The following is a 17,910-nucleotide window of genomic DNA, read 5'->3' as shown; positions in this document are numbered from 1 at the left end:
CCCCGGACGGCCAGGTTGGGGCGGTGGGGTCGGGGCTCGCGCCAGCCATCCGGCTGAGCGTTGGTTGACCCCTGATGTCCAGCGGGCCACAAGGCGTGCAATGATCGTCAGATCGCGCGCCCGGAGGCTGTAGTCCCCAGAGCATTCGCGGGAAAGAGACTCACGGGACATGGTCGGGGAGTCGGCTCGTACCCTGGTGTGTCGCTCCCGGGTGCATGCCGATCAGCGTCCCGAGGAGTTCCCAATCGCAGCCTGACCCGCATCCCAGCCTGACCCGTATCGCCTGACCCGTATCGCCTGACCCGTATCGCCTGACCCGTATCGCCGCCTGACGTATCAGGCTGCCCGACTCATAAGGTTGACCGCATGGCGCAGTACGTCTTCCAGATGCGCAAGGTGCGCAAAGCCCACGGTGAAAAGGTCGTCCTCGACGATGTCACCCTGTCGTTCCTGCCTGGCGCGAAGATCGGTGTCGTCGGTCCCAACGGCTCGGGCAAGTCGTCGCTGCTGAAGATCATGGCCGGTCTTGACCAGCCCAGCAACGGAGACGCGACGTTGAGCCCCGGTTTCACCGTCGGCATGCTCGCGCAGGAACCCCGGCTGGACGAGGACAAGGACGTTCGCGGCAACGTGGAGGACGGGGTCCGGGAGATCCGTGGGGTCCTCGCGCGGTACGAGGAGATCAACGAGAAGATGGCCGCGCCCGACGCGGACTTCGACGTGCTCCTGGCCGAGCAGGCGGCACTTATCGACAAGATCGAGACGGTGAACGCCTGGGAGCTCGACAGCCAACTCGATCAGGCGATGGACGCGTTGCGGCTGCCGCCGGGTGATGCCGAGGTGACCAGGCTCTCCGGTGGGGAGCGCCGGCGCGTCGCTCTGTGCAAGCTCCTCCTGGAGGCTCCTGACCTGCTGCTGCTGGACGAGCCCACCAACCACCTGGACGCGGAGAGCGTCGCCTGGCTGGAGCAGCACCTGGCGCGCTACGGCGGAGCGGTACTCGCGGTCACCCACGACCGCTACTTCCTCGACAACGTCGCCGGCTGGATCCTCGAGCTCGACCGGGGTCACGCCTACCCCTACGAGGGCAACTACACGACGTACCTGGAGACGAAGGCCGCCCGCCTCAAGGTCGAAGGTGGCAAGGACGCAAAGCGCAAGCGCGTCCTCGCGCAGGAGCTGGAGTGGGTGCGTTCGAACCCGAAGGCCCGCCAGGCCAAGAGCAAGGCCCGCCTCGCCCGCTATGAGGAGCTGGCCGCGGAGGCGGACAAGGCGCGTCCCCGCGACTTCGAGGAGATCCAGATCCCACCGGGTCCGCGGCTGGGTAGCGTCGTGATCGAGGCGAAGAAACTCCGTAAGGGTTTCGGCGACCGGGTCCTCATCGACGACCTGTCGTTCTCCCTGCCACGCGGCGGCATCGTCGGCGTGATCGGCCCGAACGGTGTCGGGAAAACCACCTTGTTCACCATGCTGACCGGTGCGGCGGCACCTGACGCCGGCGAGCTGGCCATCGGTGAGACGGTTGACATCGCCTATGTCGACCAGAGCCGCGCGGGCCTCGACCCGAAGAAGAACGTGTGGGAGATCGTCTCCGACGGGCTCGACCACATCATCGTAGGAAAAGTCGATCTGCCGAGCCGGGCGTACGTGTCGGCGTTCGGCTTCAAGGGGCCGGATCAGCAGAAGCCGGTCGGAGTCCTGTCCGGCGGTGAGCGGAACCGGCTGAACCTCGCGCTGACCCTCAAGCGGGGTGGCAACCTCCTGCTGCTGGACGAACCCACCAACGACCTTGACGTTGAGACGCTGCGGTCGCTGGAGGATGCGCTGGGAGAGTTCCCGGGATGCGCGGTTGTGATCTCCCACGACCGGTGGTTCCTGGACCGTGTCACCACCCACACCCTCGCCTGGGAGGGTACGGAGGCCGACCCGGCGCGCTGGTTCTGGTTCGAGGGGAACTTCGCGGACTACGAGGCCAACAAGATCGAACGCCTTGGCGTCGAGGCAGCGCGTCCGCACCGGGTGACCTACCGCAAGCTCACCCGCGAATAGGACTCGACCGTGGGGGAGCGTCATGGCTGCGCTGAACCGTTATGAGCTGGTCGTTCTCAGGCAGGGACGCCCGCATCCGGCGTCCGGTGCGGATGGCGGGTACGACCGGCGGCATGCCGAGCACCTGAAGTATCTGGAGTCGCTGCGGGCTGCGGGGTCGCTCGTGCTGTATGGCGGGTCGGACGAACCTGACACGCAGCTGCAGGCGGTGCTGCTGTTCCAGACCGGGTCGCTGGATGAGGCCCGTGCCATTGCCGAGGCGGATCCACTGGTGCGGGCGGGCTATCTGGTGATCGAGATCATCCCGTTCCTCTCGGGATTTCGCCCCCCGCACCGGCCCGGCTGAACGGCACGGCCGCAACGGCCCTGTGAGCGGGCGAGCGGCCCGTCCACAGAGCGGGCCGGGCCGCCGGCTCATTCGGGGTGGTTGACCAGTGAGTTGGCCGCCATCGTCAGGTAGTCCCACAGCGGCTGCGCATGCTCGGGGGGCAGGTTCAGCTCGTCGACGGCGGCACGCATGCGGATGAGCCAGGCGTCCCGCTGGGCCGGGCCGATCGCGAACGGTGCGTGACGCAGCCGCAGTCGGGGGTGACCGCGCTGCTCGCTGTAGGTTGAGGGCCCGCCCCAGTACTGGACGAGGAACATCTGCAGCCGCTCCTGGGCGGCGGAGAGGTCTTCCTCCGGGTAGAGCGGCCGCAGCAACGGGTCTTCGGCGACCCCTGCGTAGAAGTGGGCCACCAGCCGGTGAAACGTCTCCTCGCCGCCGACCGCGTCGTAGAAGGTATCGGTCGGGCGGGCCATCGCCGGTCGCTGAGTCACACCGACCATTCTGCGCGACGGATCGCGGACCGTCGGGGTGATCCGGGGAACGGCACCTGTTCGGGTCATCGCGGCGCGAGCCATGCGGTGGTGTCCGGGGGAAGGGTCAGCGTGACCCCGTCATAGCCGACCGGGCCGCTGGCCAGGATGAGGCGGCCGGGCAGCGCACATGTCGTGTCCCGCTCGGCGGTCGACATCACGCAGGTCAGACCGGCCTGGTCTGGTGCGCCTGGGACCTCTGGGCGGTCGAACGCGAGGCATCCGGGTGCCAGGTCGTCCCGCCAGCGCAACGTGCCGCCTCCGAGGCAGGCAAGCGCGCGGCGCAGCGCCAGCGCGCCACGGGTCAGCACCAGCGTCGACATCGGGTCGGACGCCTGCGCTTGGGCGGTCAGGTCGGCCCAGGCATCGGGCTGCGGCAGCCAGGGCGTCACGCCGGCGGCGCTGAACCCGAACGGCTGGGCGTGTTCCGACCACGGCAGTGGCACCCGGGCGCCGTCCCGGCCGGGCCGACTCCGGCCGGACCGCTCCCAGACGGGATCCTGGCGGGCTTCGGGCGGCACGTCCACCTCGGGCAGGCCGAGCTCGTCGCCCTGGTAGAGGAACACCGGCCCGGGCAGGGCGAGCAGGGTGAGCAGCGCCGCCCGGGCTCGGCGCAGGCCGATCGCGCCGTCGCCGTCGCCGTCGCCGTCGCCGTCGCCGTCGCCGTAGCGGCTGGCTGGCCGGATCACGTCATGGTTGGACAGCACCCAGGTCGCGGGGGCGCCCACCTCCGCGGTCGCGGCCAGATCCTCGGTGATCGCACTACGCCAGGCCGTGGCCGACCACGGGGCGGCCAGCAGCGAGAACGCGAACGTCAGGTGCAGCTCGTCGGGCCGGACGTAGCGGGCCAGCCGTCGCGGGTCGGCCACCCAGGTCTCCCCGACCAGCGCCCGCGCCTTACCGTCGCGGCGGTCGTAGTCCTCGACGATCGCCCGCCAGCGCTGGTAGATCTCGTGGACGCCGTCCTGGTCCCAGGCGTGGGGCTCGGCCCGCTCCCGGAAGAAGGTGATCGTCTCGCCCGGCGCTGGTGGGTTGTCCGGCAGCAGGTCGTTCTTGACCAGGCCGTGGGTGACGTCGATGCGGAAGCCGTCGACGCCGTGGTCGAGCCAGAAACGGACGGTGGTGTCATGGTCGGCACGCACCTGGGGGTGCCGCCAGTTCCAGTCGGGCTGTTGCGGTGCGAACAGGTGCAGGTACCACTGGCCGTCAGCCACCTGGGTCCAGGCAGGTCCGCCGAACACCGACACCCAGTTGTTCGGTGGCTGCGCCGCATTCTCGCCGCGTCCGTCCCGAAAGATGTAGAGGTCACGCTCGGGGGCACCTGCGCCGGCGGCGAGCGCCGCGCGAAAGGCCGGGTGGGCGTTGCTGGAGTGGTTCGGGACGAGGTCGACGAGCACCTTCAGGCCATGACGGTGTGCGTCGGTCAGGAGCGCGTCGAAGGTGGCCAGATCACCGAACAACGGGTCGACGTCGCGGTGGTCGGCCACGTCATAGCCGTGATCGGCCATGGGTGACCGGTAGAATGGTGTGATCCAGATTCCGTCCACGCCCAGATCGCGCAGATAGGGCAGGCGGGTGGCGATGCCTGCGAGATCCCCGATCCCGTCGCCGCCGGAGTCAGCGAAGCTGCGGATGTAGACCTCGTACAGGACGGCGTCGAGCCACCAAAGGTGCATGGTTCCATCCAAGTCCCGATCCCTGTCGTCAGGCGTGATATCCGCTAACCGAACTAGACTTCGTCGCGTGGAGTTGGTGACTATACGTTATCGTTCGATTTCGCAAAGCGTGTGTGACTCGTTGGCTCGGATCCGTCGTGTCCTGGATGGGCGGCGCCGACGTCGCGGGCACGTCCTTCGTCCCCGCAAGCGTGTCGCGCAACGGACGGCGCTCGAGCAGCTCGGATTCCTGTCCGACGCGGGTCTGGCGCTGTCCGGTTCCCTCGTCCCGCAGCGGATCGTCGACATGATCGCATCGCTGGCGGTACCACGGCTCGGTGACGGGGCCATGGTCTTTCTCCGCGACGGCGACGAGATAGGCATCGGCGCGATCGTGCACCGCAACGGCCGGGTCGCGGAGGTCCTGCGCGGCGCCGTCGCCACCGAGCAGCCCAGCCTGGACAACGACTACGCGCCCGGCCTGGTGCTGCGTACCGGACAGACCTGGTACACCCCCTACCTGACCGACGACCTTGCGGCGCGGCTGTCGATCCGGGCTGGGGCCGACAGCCTGTACCACCAGCTCCTGAAGGGACCGTCGATCACCGTGCCGATGCCGGGCCGCGGTCGGGTACTCGGTGCGGTCATGCTCATCCGCGAGTCGGGCACGTACACACCCGTCGAGATCAGCCTCGCCGAGCACCTGGCTCGCCGGGGGGCAGCCGCCCTTGACAACGCCCAGCGCTACAGCGCCGAGCAGGAGTGCGCGCTCACCCTGCAGCGTTCGCTGTTGCCGGCGGACCCGCCGGCCCTGCGTGGGGTGGAGATCGCGGTGGAATACCGTCCCGGCACGGCCGGGACCGAGGTCGGCGGCGACCTCTACGATGTGATCCCGCTATCGGATGGTCGGGTGGGGATCGCGATCGGTGACGTCATGGGACGAGGTCTGCAGGCGGCCGCGGTGATGGGCCAGCTTCGGGCGGCGCTGCGGGCGTATGCCCTGGAGGACTGGGCGCCGGCCGAGCTGCTGTCCCGGCTCGACCGGGTTGTCGACGCCCTTCCCGGGCTGCACCTGGCTACCTGCATGTATGTCGTCTACGACCCCAGGACCCGCCGGGCGACCGTGTCGAACGCCGGTCATCTGCCGCCGTTGCTGGTCATGCCCGACGAGGAGCCGGACTACCTGGTGCTCGATCCGGGCCTGCCACTGGGAGTCGGTGATATCGACGTGTTCTCGGAGACTTCGCTGGAGCTCCCACCAGGCTCCGGAATCGTTCTTTACACCGACGGCCTGGTCGAGTCCCGACGGCACCCGCTCCAGGACGGCATGGACCGGCTGCGTCGCGGTCTCGCCAGCGCGACGGACGACGTGGCGCCGGCGGGTCCGGCGGGTCCGGCGCCGGCGGTGTCGCAGCCTGTCTCGGCCCGGGTGCTGCTGCGGCGCTGCCTGACCGCATCCGGGCTGGCCGTGCAGACCGACGACGACACCGCCCTGTTGGTGATGACCACCTGACCCTTCCGGCCGGCGCCGATGGATCGTGGGCAGGCGGACCCCAGGCGGGCGGGCGACGCCTCCGGGGTCAGGCGGATGCGGCTTCGTCACCGTCCGAGCTGAGATAGCGCGACCAACGCGGGTCCATCCGCCGGCTGCCCAGAATGCGCCAAGCGGCTCCGCTCGGCGCTCTGGGAGCCGTGCGAAGCCGCCAGCCAAGATCGGCTACAGCCCGGTCTGCTTTCAGATGATTGCAGCGGCCGCAGGCCGCCACCACGTTCTCCCATACATGCGCGCCCCCGCGGGAGCGGGGGATGACGTGATCCAGCGACGTCGCCGGCGCACCGCAGTAGACGCAGCGGTGATGGTCGCGCGCCAGCACTCCCTTGCGGGTGAGTGGCACCTGGGATCGGTACGGCACCCGGACGAATCGGGCCAACCGCACCACCACGGGTACCTCGACCGCATATGTCGCCGAGTGGAGAACCCGATCTCCGGCCTCGACCATGACTGCCTTCTCGGTGAGCACGAGCACCAGCGCACGCCTCTGTGAGACCACGCATAACGGTTCATACGTGGCATTGAGAACCAGCGCTTCTGTCACGCGCCGACCTCCTCGCCCTACCGGGTGGCGGCCGTCACAAGCTCGCCACCGGTGACACTGAGACAGTCAACCGCCTTCAGAGCTCGAATGCGAGCGGGTTTGCGATTGTCGTCGGGTAATCGTTGACACACTGTGCAACTTTGCTCACGTCCGAGCCACTTTACGCGCCTGTTCGTTGACTATACGTCATTCCCTGGCATCAACCCATCGCTCCGCGGCTGCGGCCCATCGGTAAGACTGGGCACCGCGTGGTGCCCGCGAGCGTCGCACCATCCGACGGTTACGAGCGCCCGGCAATAGGGGCGTGGATCAAGGAGCGTGGTTGGGGTGCGTAGATCGCGAGGCGGAGGAGGGAGTCACCCTGGTGTTGGGTGGCGACCGACGACAACGTGGCGAGGTGCGTGCCCCGGCCCCGCGACGCCGCGTCCCTATTGCCGGTCGCTCTAAGAAGATCGATTGCCTGTGAGGAGCTGAATCCGGCCGTGGCCGACTCCGTGTCCGTGTTTGCCCAGCCGTTCGGGTCGTTACTGAGCCAGGTGGTCGAGGCGTCGAGCTCGCCCGCAGCCGCCGTGCCGACCCCGACCCCGAGCCCGACCGACCTCCCGATCACTCCCAGTCTCGACCAGATCATTGGTGCGGTCCAGAACGCATGTGGCCAAAAGCCCGGCGTCCTGTGCCGGACGGTTTTCGATCTGACCCACAGTGAGTACCTCGCCGGCGGTGCCAATGTCTTTCTCGGGACACCGCTGAAAATTTTACTGATCTTGATGATCGCCTTTCTCGTCCGGACGATGCTGCACCGCTTCATCATCCGGACCACCCGGCGGGCCGCCAACGGTGGGCCCAGCGGGCTGTTCCGGTCCGGGCGCGCGATCCTTCTCGGCGCCTTCGGTGATCCGACCGTCCTGCTGGAACGACGCCGCCAGCGCGCCGAGACGGTCGGGTCCCTGTTGCGCAGTATCACCTCGGTGATGGTGTTCGGGATCGCGTTCGTGACCGTTCTCGGCGAACTGGCCATCAACCTCGCGCCCATCGTCGCCAGCGCCGGAGTGGTCGGCGTGGCCGTCGGCTTCGGCGCGCAGAATCTCGTCCGGGACTTCCTGTCCGGCGTCTTCATGCTCCTTGAGGACCAGTACGGTGTGGGCGACGTCATCGATGTCGGACCGGTCAGCGGGAGCGTCGAGGCGGTCAGCCTACGAGTCACGCGACTGCGGGACATCGAGGGTACGGTCTGGTATGTCCGCAACGGCGAGATCGCGCGGGTGGGGAACAAGGGTCAGCAATGGGCACGCATGGTGCTCGACGTCCCGCTGGACTACGACACCGACGTGGCCAGGGCCAAGCGGATTCTCAAGACGACCGCGGACAAGCTCTGGGCGGAGCCGGCGTTCGCCTCCCTGATCATCGCCGAACCCGAAGTATGGGGGATGGAATCGATGACCGCGGACGGCTACGCGTTGCGGGTGGTCGCCAAGACCCAGCCGCTCAAGCAGTGGGATGTCGCACGGGCACTGCGCGAGCGCGTCCGGGCGGCGCTGGACGTCGAGGGGATCGAGCTCGGCAGCGTCCAGCGCAGCGAGGTTGTCATGATCGACAATGGTGATGATGACGCGACACTGCGGGATCGCGATGACGAGGAGGATCCCGCCGGCCAGGGTTCCACCACTGTGATCGACAGTGGCCCGCTCCCCGAGCTCGACGGACCCGCTCGGTCGCCGGTGGGTCGATCCACCGGCCCGGCGTCGGTAACCCACTAGCCCACGAGCCCGCTAGCCCACGAGCCCGCTAGCCCACGAGCCCGCTAACTGAACGGTGCATAAGGATCTCGGTAGGCGATGCTGAGATGCCGTCCGGAGGGCTCGTGGAGCCTGACTCGGAGGGCAGACTGTGGGGTGTGCGCGTACTGGTGGTTGATGATGAGCCGGCGGTCCGGGAGTCTCTAGAGCGGTCGCTGCGGTTCGAAGGCTACGAGGTCAGCTCGGCCCGCGACGGTGCCGAGGCGCTGGACGCAGTTACTCGTGACCGCCCGGACATCGTCGTGCTGGACGTGATGATGCCCCGGGTGGACGGCCTGGAAACGTGTCGCCGGCTCCGTGGCCGTGGCGATGACCTGCCGGTACTGATGCTCACTGCCCGTGATGGACTGGCTGACCGGGTCAGCGGCCTGGACGTGGGGGCTGATGACTATCTGGTCAAACCGTTCGCACTCGAGGAACTGTTCGCCCGGCTGCGCGCGCTGACCCGCCGGGCATCGCTGTCCGCCCGGGCCGCGGCCTCGGCTGGCGCGGCCGCGGCGGGAGCGGATCCGTCGACGGCATCCTTCGGCGTGCCCCCGGCGCTGCTCTTCGCGGACGTCCGTCTCGATCCGGGCAGCCGGCAGGTGACCCGTGCGGAGCGGGAACTGACGCTCACCAAGACCGAGTTCGATCTGCTGGAGCTGTTTCTCGTCCACCAGCGTCAGGTCCTGTCCCGTTCCACGATCATGGAGAGGGTCTGGGGGTACGACTTCGGACCGTCGTCGAACTCGCTCGAAGTGTTCGTCAGTTACCTGCGCCGCAAACTGGAGGCCGGCGGCGAGTCGCGCGTGCTGCACACGGTTCGCGGGGTGGGTTATGTCCTGCGGGACGCGGCATCGTGACCAGCCCGACCGTGGCCTATGTGATCGTCGAAGGCGATGTGTACGGGTCGGACCACATATCGGAGCACGGGCGGGTGCAGGTCCCGTTATGAGAGCCCCCGGATGAGCGCGCGGCCTCGCCATCACCGTTTGTCACTCGCTCATCTGTCGCTGCGTAACCGGATGGCGCTGCTCATCGGCCTCGCGGTGACCGCGGCGGTGGCCGTCGTGGCGGGCGTGGCACTCGGCGCGACCAGCATCGTGCTCGGCCGGTCCATCGACCAGCAACTGATCGAACAGGCCGACGCGGCGACTCACTCGTTCATACGGGACGGATGGCCGGGTGAGCAGCGGTTCCGGTTCAACAGCTTCGGCCTGCTCGCGCAGGCTGTATCCGCCGACGGCATCGCGATTCCGCTGTCCGTCCAGGCGGCCAGACTGCCGGCGGACGCCACCGACGTCGCGGTGGCCCGGCTGCTGGTCAGTCATCAACTGCGCACTGTCACGATTGATGGCGGCCGGTATCGAATGGCGACCGTCCCCATGGACTTTCCCGGCGTCGGTCCGGCTGCGCTGCAGCTGGCGCGGGACATGTCCGACGTCGACCAGACCCTGCGTGCCCTCGGCCTGATCCTGCTCGGCGTGGGGGTGGCGGGGGTAGCCGGGTCGGTGCTGCTCGGCCTGCTGATCGCGCGGGCATCTCTCAAACCGGTGGACGCCGCCGCCGCCGCCGCCGAGGAGGTCGCCCGCACGCAGGACCTGTCCGCGTTGATCCCCGTGACGGGTAGCGACGAAATTGCTCGGATGGCCAACAGCCTCAACAGCATGCTGCGGGCGCTGGAGGCCTCCCGTGCGCGGCAGCGTGAGCTTGTCGACGATGCCAGCCACGAGCTTCGCACCCCACTCACCAGCCTGCGGACCAATATCGAACTGTTGCTGCGGGCCGAGGCCAACCCGGATCGCGCGTTGCCCGCGGACGATCGGGACGCGCTGCTGCGCGACGTGGACGCCCAGATCCGCGAACTGAGCGGCCTGGTCAGCGAACTCGTCGAACTTGCCCGCGACGAGGCGCCCACCGAGGATGTCGAGCGCGTCGACCTGACCGAGATCGTCCATGATGCGGCCGACCGGGTGCGTAGGCGCGCCAAGGTCAAGGACGTCCAGATCGTGGTGAGCGCCGTTGCGTCGCCGGTGGACGGACGTCCGCATATGTTGGAACGGGCGGTGACCAACCTGCTGGACAACGCGGTGAAGTTCTCCCCGGACCAGGGCGAGGTGCACGTGCTGGTCGGTCCCGGCGAGGTTGTCGTCACCGACGAGGGCCCGGGGATCGCGCCGGCGGACCGCTCCCGGGTCTTCGACCGGTTTTATCGGGCGACGTCCGCGCGTGGGCTACCCGGATCCGGGCTCGGCCTGGCCATCGTGGCCGATGCCGCGGCCGTGCACGGCGGCCAGGTACGCGCTGAGGCGGCCCCGGGCGGTGGGGCACTGTTGCGCCTGTCGCTCCCGGTTCCCCGGGACGTGCCGTCGCCGTCCTCCTCAGGTGTGCCGCCGGATGTCTGGCCGGGCGCGACCCTGGAGCAGGAGCCTGATCGCATCCCCCACCGGTGGGAGGAGACCTCGTCACCGGCATCGTCACCGGCATCGTCGTCCACCCGGCCTGCCTACCGCCGATCCTGGCGGGCGAGAGGATCCGGTCGTGCTCTCTGACAACGCCGGTCGTGAATCCGGCCTCGAGGTTGGCGGTCCGGCCGCCGGCCCTGGTGAAATCCTGGCCGCACTGGCGGACGCGCATGGCGTCGCCACCCGTTACGTCGACGCGGACGGCCGGGACGTGCCCGTCGCGGCGGACGTCGTGCGGACCGTGCTCGGCCTGCTCGATGTCGACGTCGCACATCCGGTTGCGGCTCTTGCGCAGGCGCGTGACGCGCCGTGGCGACGTGCGCTGCCGGCCTGCGTCGTGGTGCGGAGGTCCGCGGTCACGCCGGTGGTCCTGCGGGTGCCGCCCGGCCCCGTCCGCACCGCCGAGCTCGCGTTCGAAGGTGGTGGGAGCCGCCAGCTGACGGACTGGGGCGAGACCGTCGAACGTCGCACGGTCGACGGTCTGGACCTGCTCGGTATCCCGCTGAACCTGCCCGCCGGCCTGCCGCTTGGTGATCATGAGTTGCGGGTCACAGCCGGTGTGGCCTCGATCACGGCAAAGGTCGTCGTCGTGCCGGACACGCTGCCCGCTCCAGCGGGTGTGACCTGTGCCCGTACCTGGGGATGGATGATCCAGCTGTACGCGTTGCAGTCGGCGGCGTCCTGGGGGATGGGCGACTACGCCGACCTTGCCGCGATCGCCGCGTGGTCCGGGTCGGCCGACGGTCGGCGCGCTGACGTCCTGCTGGTCAACCCGGTGCACGCGGTCGCGCCGACGGTTCCGGTCGAGCCGTCCCCGTACTACCCGGCCAGTCGGCGGTTCGCCTCGGCGCTGTATCTGCGTCCTGAGGACCTCCCTGAATACGCGCAGGTGGACGCCGCCACCCGGGCGCGGATCGATCAGCTCGCCGCCGCGGCCCGCGCGGGGGGCGATCCCGACCTGCTTGACCGGGACGGGGTGTGGCGGGCCAAGAGCGCCGCGTTGGAGCTCCTGTTCACCGCCACGGTCGAGCCGGCCGCACCGGCGGGCGACGATCGGGCCGGCGACGATCGGGCCGGCGAGGAGGGCCTCACCGACTTCGCCACCTGGTGCGCACTTGCCGAACGCCACGGTCGGGACTGGCGGCGGTGGCCCGCGGAGCTACATGATCCCCATGGGCCCGCGGTAGCTGCCGCGCGGGTTGAACTGCGTACCCGGATCGCGTTCCACCGCTGGTTGCAACGATGCTGCGATGCCCAGCTCATGGCCGCACAGGCGGCCGCCCGTGATAGCGGTATGACTGTCGGTATCGTTCATGATCTTGCGGTCGGCGTTGATCCCGGTGGCGCGGATGCCTGGGCCTGCCAGGACGTCTTCGCGACCGGCGCGTCCATCGGCGCACCGCCCGATGGTTTCAGCCAACAGGGTCAGGACTGGGCGCTGCCGCCGTGGCGGCCCGACCGGTTGGCCGAGGCCGGCTACGCGCCGTTCCGGCAGATGGTTGCCGCCGTGCTCCGCCGGGGTGGTGGCCTGCGGGTCGACCACATCCTGGGACTCTTCCGGCTGTGGTGGATCCCGGCCGGCAACCCGGCCTCGGCCGGTACGTACGTCCGCTACGACGCCGATGCCATGCTGGGGCTCCTCGCCCTCGAGGCGACCCGGGCCGGCGCGCTCGTCGTCGGTGAGGACCTGGGCACGGTCCAACCGTCGGTGGCGGCGACACTGGCCCGGGCCGGAGTGCTCGGGTCGACCGTCGCATGGTTCGAACGTGACGCGCACGGCGATCCGGTTGTGCCGCGCAGGTGGCGGGAACCGGCGATGGCGAGTGTCACCACACATGATCTTCCTACCGTTGCCGGCTACCTGACCGGCGAGCATGTCCGGGTGCGTGCCCGCCGCGGCCTCCTGCGGCAGTCGGTGGAGGCTGAACTCGTCGCCTGGCAGCGGGAACGGGACGCGCTGATCGCGCTGCTGCGCCGTGAAGGGCTGCTCGCCGTCGACCTCGCCACGCTCGACCAGGCTGCCCCCCCGGCATCCGGATCCGGTGCGGCCGGTGGCTCGGGTGGCTCGGGTAGTTCCGATGCCTCCGAGAGCCCCATGCCTGCTCTGGGTCTTGCCGCGACCCGCGAAGTGGCTTTTGCCCTGCACGGTCTCCTGGCCCGATCACCGTCACGAATCGTGCTCGCGGCACCCGGCGATGCCGTCGGTGACCTGCGCCAGCCGAACCTACCCGGCACCGTGGACTCCTACCCGAACTGGCGGCTTGCGGTCACCGACGCCGACGGCCGGCCCGTGACCGTCGAGCGGCTACGGGTGGACCCACAGGTACAGCGGCTTGCGCGGCTGCTCGCCTGCGTCCGCGATCAGGTCGACGGCGGGTGACTCGACGGCGGGTGACTCGACGGCGGGTGAAAGGGGGGGCACGGGCCCGCCTTCCGAGGCGGTAGGGGCCTGCGCCACAGTGACAGGCGGCCCTCCCAGACGACCTCGGGCCAATCACCCGGTAACCTTCGGAACGTGACTCGTCGACGTCCACGGCACTTCACTCGCCGTGCACTCACCGTAGCGGCACTGGCCGTCCTTGCGATTCCGGCGTTTGCCGGTGCCGCCCTGGCGCAGGACATCGGAGACAGTTACAGCCCCGACCCGCTCACGCCGCTTGAGACATGGCTCGTCTACGGCGGGACGATCGGGGCCGGCTTTCTCATCGCGGTCGTCCTGACCTTCCTGTCGAGCCGGGGGAGCGGCCCGTCCCGTTATCGCCCGGGACGCCCGTGGCAGCACGACGAGATCTGGATCGGCGAGCCGCCCGCGGTCGCAGACGACGAGCGTCCCCATGCGGCGGTACCGGGCTCGGGTGGCGCCAGTGGCACGTGGTGATGCGTTCACTCACGACCAGCTTGATCGACTTGAAGGCGCCCGAGCGGCGGCGGAGGCCCAGACCGGTATTCGCTTCACCGTTCGGGTAGGTGCGGTCGACTGTAACGCCGACCTGTTCGCTGAGCAGGCGTTGGCCAACCTGGTGGACACGACGCGGGACCCCGCCGTTCTGCTCCTGGTGTCGCCCGGCCAGCGGTTTGCCCGCATCGTGACGACGCACGCGGCCAAGGGTCGCATCTCCGACCAGGCCGCCGGGCTCGCCGTCCTGACGATGATCTCCAGCTTCACCCTCGGCGACCTCGTCGGGGGGATCGTCAACGGGTTGTACCAGTTGGCGGACGTGGCCGGTCCGCCGGCAGCGGATTCCCAGCACGCCGGCACTCCGCATCCACAGCCAGAGCCGTAGGCCGGCTCCCGGACGCTCTGTGGGAACGATGTGAATCTGGTGTTGTGGCAGGAGCATCAGATTCACATCGTTAAGAGCGCCCGCCTGTAGAGGAGCGGGGCTGGGGTGCGTGCATCGCCGGAGGCCGCGGTTCCCAGACGCTAGTGGAAACACACTTCATATAAGTATGGTTCCACTAGCCTGGCCCCAGCATGCCAGGGATGATCAATGGGAGCGGCGTGCGGCGGCCCGATGACATGTTCGACCGCGAGGCCGAATGGGCGAGCCTGTCGAGGTTCGCCACCGACGCCACGCCCGGCGCCACGCTCGGCGTGGTCACCGGCCGCCGCCGGCAGGGCAAGTCCTTCCTGCTGGAGGCGGTCTGCGAACAGACCGGCGGGCTCTACTTTCAGGCGACCGAGGCGACCGAGGCGACCGAGGCGACCGCGGCCGAGTCACTCCGGCGCTTCGGTGCGCACCTGTCGGAGCATGTCGGCGCGCTCGCTCCGCTGGCACCGAGCACCTGAATCGGCTGGAACAGGCCCGGGAACTGATTGCGGCCACCCGCGATCTCGACACGGAGGGGGCCAGGCTGCTGTTCTTCTCGGCAGCCGGGTTCAGCGACGATCTGCGCGCCCGCGCCACGGCCGACCCCCGCGTGGTCCTCGTCGACCTCGACCGCCTCTACCACGGCGCGTAACGGACTTCGGCGTCGGCGGTCTTCCAGGCTGAGGCCCGTGAGCGGCCCGAGTACCTGAGGCTTCTCGGACCGGTCGTCCTGCATCGGATCTGAACGCGCAGAAGCCCCGCACCCACCATCCGGAGGGTCGGGGCTCCACTTCCGTCGGGGCGTGTATCCCGAGGCTGCTTCAGCATCCGCCTGGATCGGAGCGAGGTCAAGTTCCCAGTTCGGTTGGATGATGGAAGCGTCGGCGGCCGAGACCCCCGGGTCGTTGATCCGACCTGGATGGCAGGGCTGGCCCGCGATCGTGATGACGACCGCGGGCCAGCGGGATCCGCTGCCGGTGTGGTCAGGAGCCGGTGTGGTCAGGAGCCGGCGGCAGCCGCGGCGGCCTCGACGTCCTTGGCGCGGGCGCGCAGCGCGCGCACCAGCCCGTCGCGGCCCTCGACCAGCGCCCGGCGCAGCGCGGGTACCGGTTCCTGATCGGCGAGGTAGGCGTCCACCGCCTCGACCGTCTCCGGTTCGATGATCGCAGCCGGGAAGAGCATCTGCGTGATCGTCTGGGCGGTGTCGAAGGTCCGGGTCCGCCAGATCCGACCGATCTCGGCGAAGTAGCGGTCCACGTACGGCCGGGTCAGCTCGTCCTGGCCGGGCATCCAGAAGCCGCCTATGGTCGCCACCAGCAGATGGTTCGACAGTTTGTCGGACTCCATCGCCGCGGCCCACGCGACGGCCTTCGCCTCGGCGGTGGGCCGGGCCGAGCGGGCGGTGGCGGCCCGCTTCTCGCCGGTCGCGGTGGGGTCGCGGGCGAGCTCGGCCTCGATCTCGGTGACTCCGTACACGCCGCGTGCAACCAGCTGGATGAGCAGGGTCCAGCGCAGCTCGGTGTCGAGGGCGAGCCCGTCGATGACCTCGGCGCCCTCGAAGACGGCGCGGACGCGTGCGACCTGGTCGGGTTCTTCGGCGTGGGCGACGGTGGTCGCGTAGACCAGTTGGAGGTCGCTGCCGGGCTCGGCCGTGGCCAGCAGCTCCTCGGCCCGCGCGGACAGCGCCCGCAACGCGCCCGACCGGTTTGCCGGATCCCCGTAGGTGTCGATCGTGAGTTGTGCCTTGGCCAGCAGCGACTGCACCACGCCGATGTCGTCCTCGGTGTCCACACCGGAGAGCACGAGGGCGACGTAGTCCCGCGCGGCGAGTTCGGCGTCGCGCGTCATGTCCCAGGCCGCCGCCCAGCACAGCGTCCGTGGGAGCGAGTCGCGGATCGCGCCGATCGAGTCGATCAGCGTCGCCAGGGACCGGTCATCCAGGCGGATCTTGGCGTAGGTGAGGTCGTCGTCGTTGATCAGAATCAGGTCGGGCCGGCGGGCGCCGACGAGCTTCGGGATCTCGGTCAGCGCGCCGACGACGTCCAGTTCGATGCGCTCGCGGCGCAGCAGCGACCCGTCGGAGGCACGGTCGTACAGGCCGATCGCCAGCCGATGCGGCCGCAGCGTCCGGCTCGCCGTGGACGGTGACGACGCCGGTTCCTGCACCAGGTCGAAGGAGGTGAACAGGCCGGACGAGTCGGTTTCGAAACGGGCACGCAGGGTGTTGGCTCCGGTGGTCTCCAGCCAGTCCGCCGACCACACGGAGAGGTCCCGGCCGCTTGCGTTCTCCAGCTCGTCCAGCAGATCCCGCAGCGAGGTGTTGGCGTACTCGTACCGGCGGAAGTACGACCGCAGCCCGGCCAGGAACTCCTCCTGGCCGACCCACGCCACCAGCTGCTTGAGGACGGAGGCGCCCTTGGCGTAGGTGATCCCGTCGAAGTTCGTGCGTACCGCGTCCATGTCGGGCGCGTCGGCGACGATGGGATGGGTGGAGGACAGCTGGTCCTGCCGGTAGGCCCAGCCCTTCTCGGCGTTGGCGAACGTCGTCCAACCGTTGGTGAACCGGGTCGCGGCGACCTGGGCGAGCACCGACATGAACGTCGCGAACGACTCGTTCAGCCACAGGTCGTCCCACCAGCGCATCGTCACGAGGTCGCCGAACCACATGTGGGCCATCTCGTGCAGGATCGTCTCGGCTCGCCGCTCCCGGCGGGCCTCGGTGACCTTTGCGCGGAAGACGTAGTCCTCCAGGAACGTCACGCAACCGGCGTTCTCCATCGCACCCGCGTTGAACTCGGGGACGAAGAGCTGATCATATTTATCGAACGGGTACCGGTAGTCGAACACCCGGTGATAGAAGTCGAAGCCGGCCTTGGTGATCGTGAGGAGCTCGTCCGGGTCGAGGAACTCGGCCAGCGACTGCCGGCAGTACAGGCCCAGGTCGATTCCGTCGTGGTGGTCACGGACCTCGTGATAGGGGCCGGCGACCAGCGCGGTGATGTAGGTCGAGATGACCGGTGTGGCATCGAAGAGCCAGAAGGTCCGCTGCGATTCCGCGTCGGTGGACTCCAGCCGGCGTCCGTTGGAGATGCACGTCCAGCCGGCCGGGGCGACCACCGACAGATGGAAGACCGCCTTCAGGTCCGGCTGGTCGAAACAGGCGTACATCCGGTGGGCGTCGTAGGTCTCGAACTGGGTGTACAGGTAGACGGCGCTGTCGACGGGGTCGACAAAACGGTGCAGGCCTTCGCCGGTCTTCGAGTAGGCGCAGTCGGCCACCACCTCCAGCTCGTTGACCTCCGCCAGATCCGAAAGCGCGATCCGGCTCGCCTCGTACACCTCGGCCGGGTCCAGGCTCCGGCCGTTGAGGGTCACCGAGCGGACGGTCGGGGCGATCAGCTCGATAAAGGTGGAAGCGCCCGGCTCGGCACAGGTGAAGCGCACCGTCGTCCGGGCGGCGAACGTGACGTCGCCGACCGTCAGATCGAGGTTCACCTCGTAGGAAGACACGTTGAGCAGCCGGGCGCGCTCACGCGCCTCGTCGCGGGTGAGGTTGTTGGCTGACACGCAGGTCCTTTCGGCAGGTCGGATGAGCGTCCCGCACCGGGGCGAGGGTGGCGGACGTCCGGGTCCGGCGGCTTGGGCGGCACAACGGCGCGGATCCCACAGTCTCCCACGCTCCAGGCACCCGGCACGTCCGC

At 69.2% G+C, this 17,910-nt stretch carries 13 protein-coding genes and 1 pseudogene; 10 read left to right on the top strand and 4 right to left on the bottom strand.

The genetic code is table 11. The features are described 5' to 3' along the window. Positions 1 to 366 precede the first annotated feature (366 nt). Both ettA and U9977_RS07095 read left to right on the top strand, forming a co-directional pair. Positions 367 to 2,049, top strand: a complete 1,683-nt coding sequence (gene ettA / locus U9977_RS07100) for an energy-dependent translational throttle protein EttA (protein WP_322748380.1) — start codon at positions 367 to 369, stop codon at positions 2,047 to 2,049. 22 nt (positions 2,050 to 2,071) lie between these two features. After that, positions 2,072 to 2,395, top strand: a complete 324-nt coding sequence (locus U9977_RS07095) for a YciI family protein (RefSeq protein ID WP_322748379.1) — start codon at positions 2,072 to 2,074, stop codon at positions 2,393 to 2,395. 68 nt (positions 2,396 to 2,463) lie between these two features. On the opposite strand, the gene U9977_RS07090 is transcribed toward U9977_RS07095, so the two are convergent. Both U9977_RS07090 and U9977_RS07085 read right to left on the bottom strand, forming a co-directional pair. Then, positions 2,464 to 2,877, bottom strand: coding sequence for a globin (locus tag U9977_RS07090; RefSeq protein WP_322748387.1), 414 nt, complete (start codon positions 2,875 to 2,877; stop codon positions 2,464 to 2,466). Between the two features lie 56 nt (positions 2,878 to 2,933). After that, complete coding sequence (locus tag U9977_RS07085) at positions 2,934 to 4,583, bottom strand: alpha-amylase family glycosyl hydrolase (protein WP_322748378.1); 1,650 nt, start codon at positions 4,581 to 4,583, stop codon at positions 2,934 to 2,936. Positions 4,584 to 4,659: 76 nt separating this feature from the next. On the opposite strand from U9977_RS07085, the gene U9977_RS07080 reads away from it, so the two are divergent. Beyond that, the gene (locus U9977_RS07080; protein WP_322748377.1) at positions 4,660 to 6,075 is read left to right on the top strand and encodes a SpoIIE family protein phosphatase; all 1,416 of its coding nucleotides are present in this window, start codon (positions 4,660 to 4,662) and stop codon (positions 6,073 to 6,075) included. Between the two features lie 67 nt (positions 6,076 to 6,142). Here U9977_RS07080 and U9977_RS07075 read toward each other — a convergent pair whose 3' ends face one another. Continuing rightward, positions 6,143 to 6,658 carry an HNH endonuclease gene (locus U9977_RS07075; RefSeq protein WP_322748376.1) on the bottom strand — a complete coding sequence of 172 codons (516 nt, stop codon included), beginning with the start codon at positions 6,656 to 6,658 and terminating at the stop codon, positions 6,143 to 6,145. A gap of 371 nt (positions 6,659 to 7,029) precedes the next feature. On the opposite strand from U9977_RS07075, the gene U9977_RS07070 reads away from it, so the two are divergent. The 7 genes and pseudogenes from U9977_RS07070 to U9977_RS07040 form a co-directional block, all read left to right on the top strand. Next, complete coding sequence (locus U9977_RS07070; protein WP_416210499.1) at positions 7,030 to 8,415, top strand: mechanosensitive ion channel family protein; 1,386 nt, start codon at positions 7,030 to 7,032, stop codon at positions 8,413 to 8,415. A gap of 137 nt (positions 8,416 to 8,552) precedes the next feature. After that, entirely contained in the window at positions 8,553 to 9,296 is a 744-nt protein-coding gene (locus tag U9977_RS07065) for a response regulator transcription factor (RefSeq protein ID WP_322748385.1), read from the top strand. Between the two features lie 102 nt (positions 9,297 to 9,398). Next, the gene (locus U9977_RS07060; RefSeq protein ID WP_322748375.1) at positions 9,399 to 10,985 is read left to right on the top strand and encodes a HAMP domain-containing sensor histidine kinase; all 1,587 of its coding nucleotides are present in this window, start codon (positions 9,399 to 9,401) and stop codon (positions 10,983 to 10,985) included. Then, positions 10,975 to 13,278, top strand: a complete 2,304-nt coding sequence (gene malQ, locus U9977_RS07055; RefSeq protein WP_322748374.1) for a 4-alpha-glucanotransferase — start codon at positions 10,975 to 10,977, stop codon at positions 13,276 to 13,278. The genes U9977_RS07060 and malQ overlap by 11 nt, the downstream gene beginning before the upstream one ends. 135 nt (positions 13,279 to 13,413) lie before the next feature. Next, on the top strand, positions 13,414 to 13,776 hold the full coding sequence (locus tag U9977_RS07050; RefSeq protein WP_322748373.1) for a hypothetical protein: 363 nt from the start codon (positions 13,414 to 13,416) through the stop codon (positions 13,774 to 13,776). Beyond that, positions 13,763 to 14,182 (top strand): DUF5130 family protein, encoded by a 420-nt coding sequence (locus U9977_RS07045; protein ID WP_322748372.1) that lies wholly within the window; start codon positions 13,763 to 13,765, stop codon positions 14,180 to 14,182. The genes U9977_RS07050 and U9977_RS07045 overlap by 14 nt, the downstream gene beginning before the upstream one ends. A 218-nt stretch (positions 14,183 to 14,400) precedes the next feature. Beyond that, a pseudogene (locus U9977_RS07040) lies at positions 14,401 to 14,670 on the top strand (ATP-binding protein); the annotation flags it as partial. Positions 14,671 to 15,208: 538 nt separating this feature from the next. On the opposite strand, the gene pepN reads toward U9977_RS07040, so the two are convergent. Continuing rightward, on the bottom strand, positions 15,209 to 17,776 hold the full coding sequence (gene pepN / locus U9977_RS07035; RefSeq protein WP_322748370.1) for an aminopeptidase N: 2,568 nt from the start codon (positions 17,774 to 17,776) through the stop codon (positions 15,209 to 15,211). Positions 17,777 to 17,910 lie beyond the last annotated feature (134 nt).

It is taken from the genome of Protofrankia sp. Cas8, assembly GCF_963555845.1.
In the GTDB taxonomy this organism is placed as follows: Bacteria; Actinomycetota; Actinomycetes; order Frankiales; family Frankiaceae; genus Protofrankia.
Note: the sequence above shows the minus strand (reverse complement) of the source record. Positions and strands in the feature narration are given on the sequence as shown.